Source organism: Paenibacillus oleatilyticus (genome assembly GCF_018998565.1).
In the GTDB taxonomy this organism is placed as follows: domain Bacteria; phylum Bacillota; class Bacilli; order Paenibacillales; family NBRC-103111; genus Paenibacillus_G; species Paenibacillus_G oleatilyticus.
On sequence record NZ_JAHNZO010000002.1, the window covers coordinates 380886 to 388933 of the forward strand.

An 8048-nucleotide genomic window follows, 5' to 3' on the forward strand; every position below is an offset into this window, starting at 1 on the left:
CCATGTTGGGGAATATTAACTACAAAAAGAGGGAGGTTTCTTTATGGAAAATCTGATGCCGATCCCCCAGCCCAAAACCTATGGCGTTCTAGGAAATATTCCGTTAATCGATAAGGATTCGCCTACGTTATCTTTCTGTAAGCTTGCTGACGAGTACGGTCCTATTTTCCGATTCGAGGCATTGGGAAGATCCGTTTATATCATCTCCGGACCCGACTTGGTGGCCGATGTATGCGATGAATCGCGTTTTGACAAAGCGATAGGGCATCTGCTGAAAGTACGCGATTTTGCCGGAGACGGACTGTTCACCAGTCTGACGGAAGAGCCGAATTGGAAAAAGGCGCATGCGATTCTGATGCCTTCCTTTAGCCTTCAAGCCATGAAGGGCTACCATGACATGATGGTGGATATCGCTGTGCAGCTTGTCCAGAAATGGGCGCGCCTCAATCCGGACGAAAGCATCGACGTGCCGGACGATATGACACGGCTTACCCTGGATACTATTGGCTTATGCGGCTTTAACTATCGTTTCAACAGCTACTACCGGGAAACGCCAAATCCTTTTATTGTCAGTATGGTTCGGTCTCTGGACGAAGCGATGCATTACGGCAACAGGCTGCCGATTCAGAACATGCTGATGGTGAAAACCAAACGCCAGTACGAGCAAGATATTCAATCGATGTTCTCCTTGGTCGATAAAATCATCGCCGAGCGCAAGGCAAAAGGGGATCAGGGAGAAACCGATTTGCTCGCCCGAATGCTGACCGCCAAAGATCCCGAGACCGGTCAACAGCTGGACGATCAAAATATTCGTTACCAAATTATCACGTTCCTGATCGCCGGACATGAAACCACGAGCGGACTGTTGTCATTTACGATTTACTTTTTATTAAAGCATCCGGAAGTATTAAAAAAGGCTTACGCCGAAGTGGATGAAGTGCTAACAGACGCAACGCCAAAGTACGAGCAAGTTCTGAAGCTGAAATATATCCGAATGATTTTAAACGAGTCTTTGCGTCTATGGCCGACGGCTCCCCAATTTAGCCTGTTCGCCAAGGAAGACACCGTCATCGGAGGAAAGTATCCGATTAAGAAAGGCGAGGCCGTCTCCATTGTTTTGCCCAAGCTTCACCGGGATAAAGGGGTATGGGGGGACGATGCGGAACAATTCCGGCCGGAACGGTTTGAAGACCCTGCCAAAATACCGAACCATGCTTATAAACCGTTCGGGAACGGGCAACGAGCCTGTATCGGCATGCAGTTTGCGCTTCACGAAGCGACTTTGGTGCTCGGGATGATCCTCCAGCAATTTCAATTGCTCGATCCTTTGAACTACCAGTTGAAAGTCAAACAGACGCTGACGCTGAAGCCGGACGATTTCAAGATCCGTGTTCAATTGCGAGACAGGAAAATAGCCGCTGCGTATCCAAGCAAAACGGGAGAAGACCTTACCCAAGCTCCCAACCCTGAAAAACAAGCGCAGCAAGCTTCCGTCCTCGGAGTGAACAACCGACCGCTGCTCGTGCTTTACGGCTCCAATATGGGAACGGCGGAACGCCTCGCCAAAGAACTGGCGGACCTCGCCCGTTTGCACGGTATCCGAAGCGAAGCGGCGGCATTGAACGATCGGTTGGGCCATTTACCGAAGGAAGGCGCTTTAATCATCGTCACCTCTTCATATAACGGGAAACCGCCGGGCAATGCACGACAGTTCGTTCAATGGCTGGAGCAGGTCGAAGCGGGCGAGCTTAGCGGCGTGCATTATTCCGTATTTGGCTGCGGTGACCACAACTGGGCCTCGACGTATCAGGAGGTGCCGAGATTCATTGACGAACAGCTCGCTGCCAAAGGTGCGACAAGGTTCTCCCTTCGTGGGGAGGCTGATGCGAGCGGCGACTTCGAAAAGCAGTTTGAAGCGTGGAAAAGTCAAATGTGGACCGATGCGATGAAGACGTTCGATCTCAAACTGAACGAAAATGCGGAAAAAGAACGGAACACCCTGAACATTCAGTTTGTCAGCGGCTTTGCCGAGACGCCTCTCGCTCAATCGTACGATGCGGTTCACGCGACAGTCGCGGAAAACCGCGAGCTTCAGCAGCCTGGCAGCGGACGCAGCACGCGGCATATCGAGATCGAAATGCCGGAGGAGGTTACGTATCAAGAGGGCGATCACCTTGGCGTCTTTCCAAGCAACAGAAAAGAGAATGTCGGCCGTATCCTGCGGCGGTTCGGTTTGAGTGAGAAGGATCAAGTGATTTTGACGGCAAGCGGAGTCAGCGCATCCCATCTGCCTTTAGACCGGCCCGTATTGCTCTCGGACCTGCTTAGCCATAATGTGGAGCTGCAGGAGGCGGCAACCAGAGCCCAGATCCGTGAGGTCGCCGCTTTTACGGTTTGTCCTCCGCATAAGCGCGAACTGGAAGCTTTGTTGGAAGAGGGGACCTACGAAGAGCAGATATTGAAGAAACGGATCACAATGCTTGACCTGGTTGAAAAATACGAAGCCTGCGAAATTCCGTTTGCGAAGTTTTTGGAACTGCTGCCTCCGCTCAAACCCAGATATTATTCGATATCCAGTTCCCCTCGGATGAACGCGGGCCGGGCCAGCATTACGGTAGGCGTCGTCCGCAGTCCGGCTTGGAGCGGACAAGGGGAATATGTCGGAGTCGCCTCGAATTACTTGGCGGAGCGTCAGCCAGGAGAGGACGTTGTTATGTTTGTTCGTACGCCGGAATCCGGCTTCCAGCTCCCTGACGATCCGCAGACTCCCGTGATTATGGTAGGGCCGGGGACAGGGATAGCGCCATTCCGCGGATTCCTGCAGGCACGAGCGCAACTGAAGCGGGAAGGAAAGTCGCTGGGCGAAGCCCATCTGTATTTCGGCTGCAGGGACGAAGCGGATTATATTTACCGGGAAGAGCTTGATCAATACGAAAGAGACGGCGTGGTTACGCTTCATACGGCTTTTTCCCGCAAGGAAGGCGTACCCAAAACGTACGTACAGCATTTGATGGCGAACAATGCAGCGGAGTTAATCCGCATTCTTGATGCCGGCGGGCGGCTTTACGTATGTGGTGACGGCAGCAAAATGGCGCCCGATGTCGAAAACGAGCTGCAGAAAGCTTATCAGGCCGTCCATGGAGTTGAGCAGCAAGAAGCGGAAAAATGGCTGGAACGTCTTCAGTCGAACGGCAGCTATGCCAAAGATGTCTGGGCGGGGATCTAAATCTTATGATAAAAGTCGCATATTGCGGCTTTTTTTTAATTCCAAGATGCGCGAAACTTGTCCAAATACCGTTTTATTCAATATAATAGGGGAAGGACAAAAAAATAAGAAAGAGAAAGCGGGTACCAGTATGGGACGTAAGTGGAATAATATTAAAGAGAAAAAAGCATCGAAGGACGCCAGCACGAGTCGGGTCTATGCGAAGTTCGGAGTTGAGATTTATGTAGCGGCGAAGAAGGGCGAACCTGATCCGGAATCCAATCAAGCTTTAAAATTCGTGCTCGAACGAGCCAAAACATATAACGTACCGAAAGCGATCATCGACCGTGCGATTGAGAAGGCGAAAGGAAACTCGGAAGAGAGCTATACGGAGCTTCGCTATGAGGGATTCGGTCCGAGCGGCGCTATGGTCATCGTCGACACGCTCACCAATAACGTAAACCGTACTGCCGCGGACGTACGTTCGGCTTTCAATAAAAGCGGCGGAAGCATGGGAGTCAGCGGTTCCGTAACTTATATGTTCAGTCCAACGGCCGTCTTTGGGGTCGAGGGGAAGACATCCGACGAAGTTTTGGAGCTATTGATGGAGGCAGATGTAGACGTTCGGGATATTGCAGAGGAAGAGGAGTCGGTTATCGTCTATGCCGAGCCGGATCAGTTTCATGCCGTCCAATCCGCGTTCAAGCAGGCGGGCATTACGGAATTTATCGTTGCCGAACAGACGATGCTGGCGCAAAATTATGTGACTCTTTCGGGAGACGCTCTGGTGCAGTTCGAGAAATTGGTCGATGCTCTCGAAGATCTGGAGGATGTTCAACAAGTTTATCACAATGTGGATCTGCCTGAGGAATAAGCTTTGTATGCATTTTCCTTTCAGTGTAAGAACTGGATTTCATGAAAGACCGCGTAATTTGCGGTCTTTTTGTGTTATGGAAAAAGTTGCTCGTCCAGTTAGAGCGATTCCATCTATTGCCACCGCATTTGGAATTGTAGTACGATCATAGGGAACCAAGTAATGGAAAAAATAGCAGCTCATACTTCAAGAGAACAGGAGTGTTATTGCATGCTGACGCCACTGAAGAATAAGACGGTCGTCGTGACCGGAGCCAGCAAAGGAATCGGCAAAGGAATTGCCAAAACCTTCGCAGAGAAGGGGGCGAAGGTCGCCGTCGTCGCACGCAGCCTGACGAAAGCGGAGGAAACCGTGGTGGAAATCCGGGAGAACGGAGGCGTTGCTCATGCCTTCGAAGGCAATGTCGCCGATTTGGAATCGATGAAGCGCGTTGCGAACGAGACGGCCGGTATGTTCGGAGGGATCGACGTGCTGTGCGCCAATGCGGGTATTTTTCCGAATGCGCCGATTGAGGAAATGACCGGCGAGCAGTGGGATGAGGTGATGAACACGAATGCGCGCGGGACGCTGTTTTCCCTTCAGGCTTGCCTGCCTTTCCTGAAGCAAGCGGAATATGGCCGCATCATCGTTACCTCTTCGATTACAGGGCCGGTTACCGGCTATGCCGGATGGTCGCACTACGGCGCGAGCAAAGCTGCGCAGCTTGGATTCATGCGCAGTGCGGCGCTCGAGCTTGCGCGTTACAACATTACGATTAACGCCGTGATGCCCGGCAACATTATAACGGAAGGGCTGGAAGGCCTTGGAGATAATTATTTGCAGGCGATGACGGCTTCCATTCCGCTCAAGCGGCTCGGAAGCGTCGAAGATATCGCTTACGCCGCTGTCTTTTTAGCTTCGAAGGAGGCCGGCTTTATTACAGGCCAAACGATCGTCGTCGATGGCGGGCAGATACTTCCGGAAAGTCTGGAAGCGATGGGCTGAACTCATGTATATCACGACCGTTTATCGGTATTCCACCGGGAAACGGTCGTTTTATTTTTTGCCGTTGACTTTGCCCTTAGGGTAAGCTGTACAGTGAAATGGAACGAAGTTCGTATCAAAACGGAAAGAATGGAGGTGACCTCTTGCTATCGATTGGAGAATTCTCGAAAATATGCGAAGTATCTACCAAAACGCTTCGGTATTATGAGGAAATCGGATTAATTCGTCCCGATGAAATCAATCCTGAAAACGGCTATCGGTATTATTCCATCGGGCAGCTGCAAAAGATGCTCTTTATTAACCGCCTGAAATCTTATCATTTTTCTCTGGAAGAAATCAGAGCCGTTCTGGAATTGGAAGAGGATCAATCCGAAGAGAAGCTTTATTCTGCCCTTCATCGCAAGAGAAGGGAGCTTCAGGAGAGGCTGCACACTTTGGAGTATACCCTGACCCAAATGAGCAATGACCTTTTAAACCTGGAGAAGGGCATCCCCATGATGTCATACCTGGACAAGATCGAAGTACAGCTTGTGGAAACCCGGTCCATGAATATCCTTTATATGCGCGAGATGTTGAGTCGCGACGACTATGCGGCAGGATATGGGAATTATTTTGGCAGACTCTATGAAAAGATTGCTGCGGAAAAACTCACCTTGCTCGGTACGCCAATGACAATTTATCACAGCCCTGAATACAATCCTGCCGGCAATGATACCGAGTTTGCCATCCCGATCAAGGAGCCTGTAAAAGGAACAAGGGATTTGCCCGGAGGCCTTTGTGCGAAAGCTGTGTTAAAGGGTTCCTACCCGGAATTGACATCGCTGTATGCCAAGCTGAGGGAATGGGTGGAAAACGAAGGGTATGCCCTGGTGAAATCCCCCTATGAAGTGTATGTAACCGACCCCAATCAAGCCTCCGGTCCTGAGGAAATGGTGACCGAGGTATATTTTCCCGTAAAGAAAAAATAGAGAGGTGCCTATCATGCAAAGAAACTACTGGCCAACGACACAATGGAAAGCCTTAGAGCCGGCAGCCTTGGGTATGGACTCAAATAAGCTTTCAGCGCTTGAACCAACGATAAAATCCGAGTACAGCAACATCAACGGTATGGTTGTGGTGAGGAATGGATACATCGCTTATGAAAGCTATTATAACGGCTATGGCCCGGACGATCCGCACCATGTAGCGTCTGTAACGAAAAGCATACTATCCGCCCTCATCGGTATTGCCATCGATACAGGATATATTAAGAGTGTAGACCAGAAGGTGCTGGATTTTTTTCCTGAATATGTTCCCGATGCTGCCGATCGGCAGAAACGCGAAATTACCATACGCCATCTTCTCACGATGACGGCTCCTTATCCATTCGAGGACTGGAACGAACCGCTGGACAAGATGTGCATGCAGGCCGACTGGGTAAAATATACGCTGGATATGCTGGGCCAGCAAGGAAGTATTGGGGCTTTTAAGTATTCCACCGCAGGGGCGCATCTACTTTCGGCCATCCTCACCCGCAGCACGGGAACAAGTGCCCGCGCGTTTGCCAACGAGCGTTTGTTTAAACCGATCGGCATGGAAGAAATCCCGGATTACGAAATGAAATCATTCGGATTTGAGGATTTATTCGGGAAACAAGTGAGAGGGTGGGTCAACGACCCGAACGGCAACTCCACAGGCGGATGGGGACTTACGCTAACTCCCCGCGATATGGCACGTTTCGGTTTTCTATGCCTGAACCGTGGCCATTGGGACCATCATCCGATTGTTTCCGACGCGTGGATTGACGAATCAACGGCGATGACCCCCCATAACTACGGTTATTTATGGTGGTTACGCGAAGAGGACGGCATTTCTGCATACTCAGCGCTAGGCGATGGCGGTCATGTCATCTGCTGCATTCCGGAAAAAGACCTGGTCGTAGCCATCGCATCGGAATTCCTCATTCATCCCCGTGACAGGTGGACGCTGATTAAGGAATGGATTGTCCCGGCTGTAATGGACTAAAAATAGCCTTCCCCTTGGAACCGAATAGGAGAGCAACATTTCAAATGATGTGTTGTGATATAACTATACTTGAATTCGGACAAGGAGATGAAGACATGAAGAAGTTGGAGGGCAAAGTCGCTTTAGTCACCGGGGCGAGCAGGGGAATTGGCCGCAGCATCGCATGGCGTCTGGCACAGGAGGGAGCTTTTGTCGCCGTGCATTATGGAAAAAGACGAAATGAAGCGGAGGCCGTCGTTCGGCAGATCGAACAAAGCGGAGGGCGCGCTTGCGCGATTGGCGCTGACCTGAACACGCTTGACGGCGTTCATGAATTATTCGCGGCACTGGATGATGCCCTTAAGAAGCACACGGGCGGCAGCGAATTCGATATTCTTGTCAACAATGCCGGAATCGGCCAAATTGTCAGTCTGGATGAGGCAACGGAGCAATCTTTTGACGAGGTGATGAAAATCAACGTCAAAGCGCCGCTTTTCGTCACCCAGCAAGCACTACCGCGTCTGAAAAACGGAGGAAGCATTATTAATATTTCATCCTTTGTGACGCGCGTAGCCTCCCCAAGCGTGTTCGCCTACAGCATGTCAAAAGGAGCTATCGACACCTTTACCCGCCTTCTGGCTAAACAGCTTGGAGGCCGTAATATTACGGTTAACGCCATTCAGCCCGGAATTATTAATACAGAGATGAATGCCGGGACGCTGCAAAATCCCGATGGGCAGCGATATGCCGCGGGACTTTCAACCTTCAACCGATGGGGAGAACCTGAGGATGTGGCGGATGTTGCCGCCTTTCTCGCTTCGACGGACAGCCGCTGGGTAACCGGTCAATTGCTCGATGTAAGCGGCGGATCTCACCTGTAAAATCTCATTTTATGATGAAAAAAATCACCAATGTTCCTTTAGTGTGAACTGTAACCTCATTTATGGACAGTGTTGAAAAACGGTATTGAAGCCTTAAGCAGCTAGGAGATGACTTCTGAAT

Annotated in this window: 6 protein-coding genes; all 6 read left to right on the forward strand. The window is 50.7% G+C overall.

Features of this window, described 5'->3' with window-relative positions:
* Positions 1-43: 43 nt before the first annotated feature.
* The 6 genes from KQX66_RS04920 (at position 44) to KQX66_RS04945 (ending at position 7927) form a co-directional block, all read left to right on the forward strand.
* Complete coding sequence (locus KQX66_RS04920) at positions 44-3226, forward strand: bifunctional cytochrome P450/NADPH--P450 reductase (RefSeq protein ID WP_216790445.1); 3183 nt, start codon at positions 44-46, stop codon at positions 3224-3226.
* A gap of 130 nt (positions 3227-3356) precedes the next feature.
* Positions 3357-4079, forward strand: coding sequence for a YebC/PmpR family DNA-binding transcriptional regulator (locus tag KQX66_RS04925; RefSeq protein WP_216790447.1), 723 nt, complete (start codon positions 3357-3359; stop codon positions 4077-4079).
* 210 nt (positions 4080-4289) lie between these two features.
* Positions 4290-5063: a 3-oxoacyl-ACP reductase FabG gene (gene fabG, locus KQX66_RS04930; RefSeq protein ID WP_216790449.1), complete on the forward strand. Its 774-nt coding sequence runs from the start codon at positions 4290-4292 to the stop codon at positions 5061-5063.
* 143 nt (positions 5064-5206) lie between these two features.
* A complete protein-coding gene (locus KQX66_RS04935; protein WP_216790451.1) occupies positions 5207-6031 on the forward strand; it encodes a MerR family transcriptional regulator in 825 nt (274 codons plus the stop codon).
* A 13-nt stretch (positions 6032-6044) separates the two neighbouring features.
* Positions 6045-7067 (forward strand): serine hydrolase domain-containing protein, encoded by a 1023-nt coding sequence (locus KQX66_RS04940; protein ID WP_216790453.1) that lies wholly within the window; start codon positions 6045-6047, stop codon positions 7065-7067.
* A 95-nt stretch (positions 7068-7162) separates the two neighbouring features.
* Positions 7163-7927, forward strand: coding sequence for an SDR family oxidoreductase (locus KQX66_RS04945; RefSeq protein WP_216790456.1), 765 nt, complete (start codon positions 7163-7165; stop codon positions 7925-7927).
* Positions 7928-8048 lie beyond the last annotated feature (121 nt).

Excerpts from the sequence above, each read along its gene's own strand:
- KQX66_RS04920 (WP_216790445.1), top strand. The coding sequence starts at position 44 with ATGGAAAATCTGATGCCGATCCCCCAGCCCAAAACCTATGGCGTTCTA.
- KQX66_RS04940 (WP_216790453.1), top strand. The coding sequence starts at position 6,045 with ATGCAAAGAAACTACTGGCCAACGACACAATGGAAAGCCTTAGAGCCG.
- fabG (WP_216790449.1), top strand. The coding sequence starts at position 4,290 with ATGCTGACGCCACTGAAGAATAAGACGGTCGTCGTGACCGGAGCCAGC.
- KQX66_RS04925 (WP_216790447.1), top strand. The coding sequence starts at position 3,357 with ATGGGACGTAAGTGGAATAATATTAAAGAGAAAAAAGCATCGAAGGAC.
- KQX66_RS04945 (WP_216790456.1), top strand. The coding sequence starts at position 7,163 with ATGAAGAAGTTGGAGGGCAAAGTCGCTTTAGTCACCGGGGCGAGCAGG.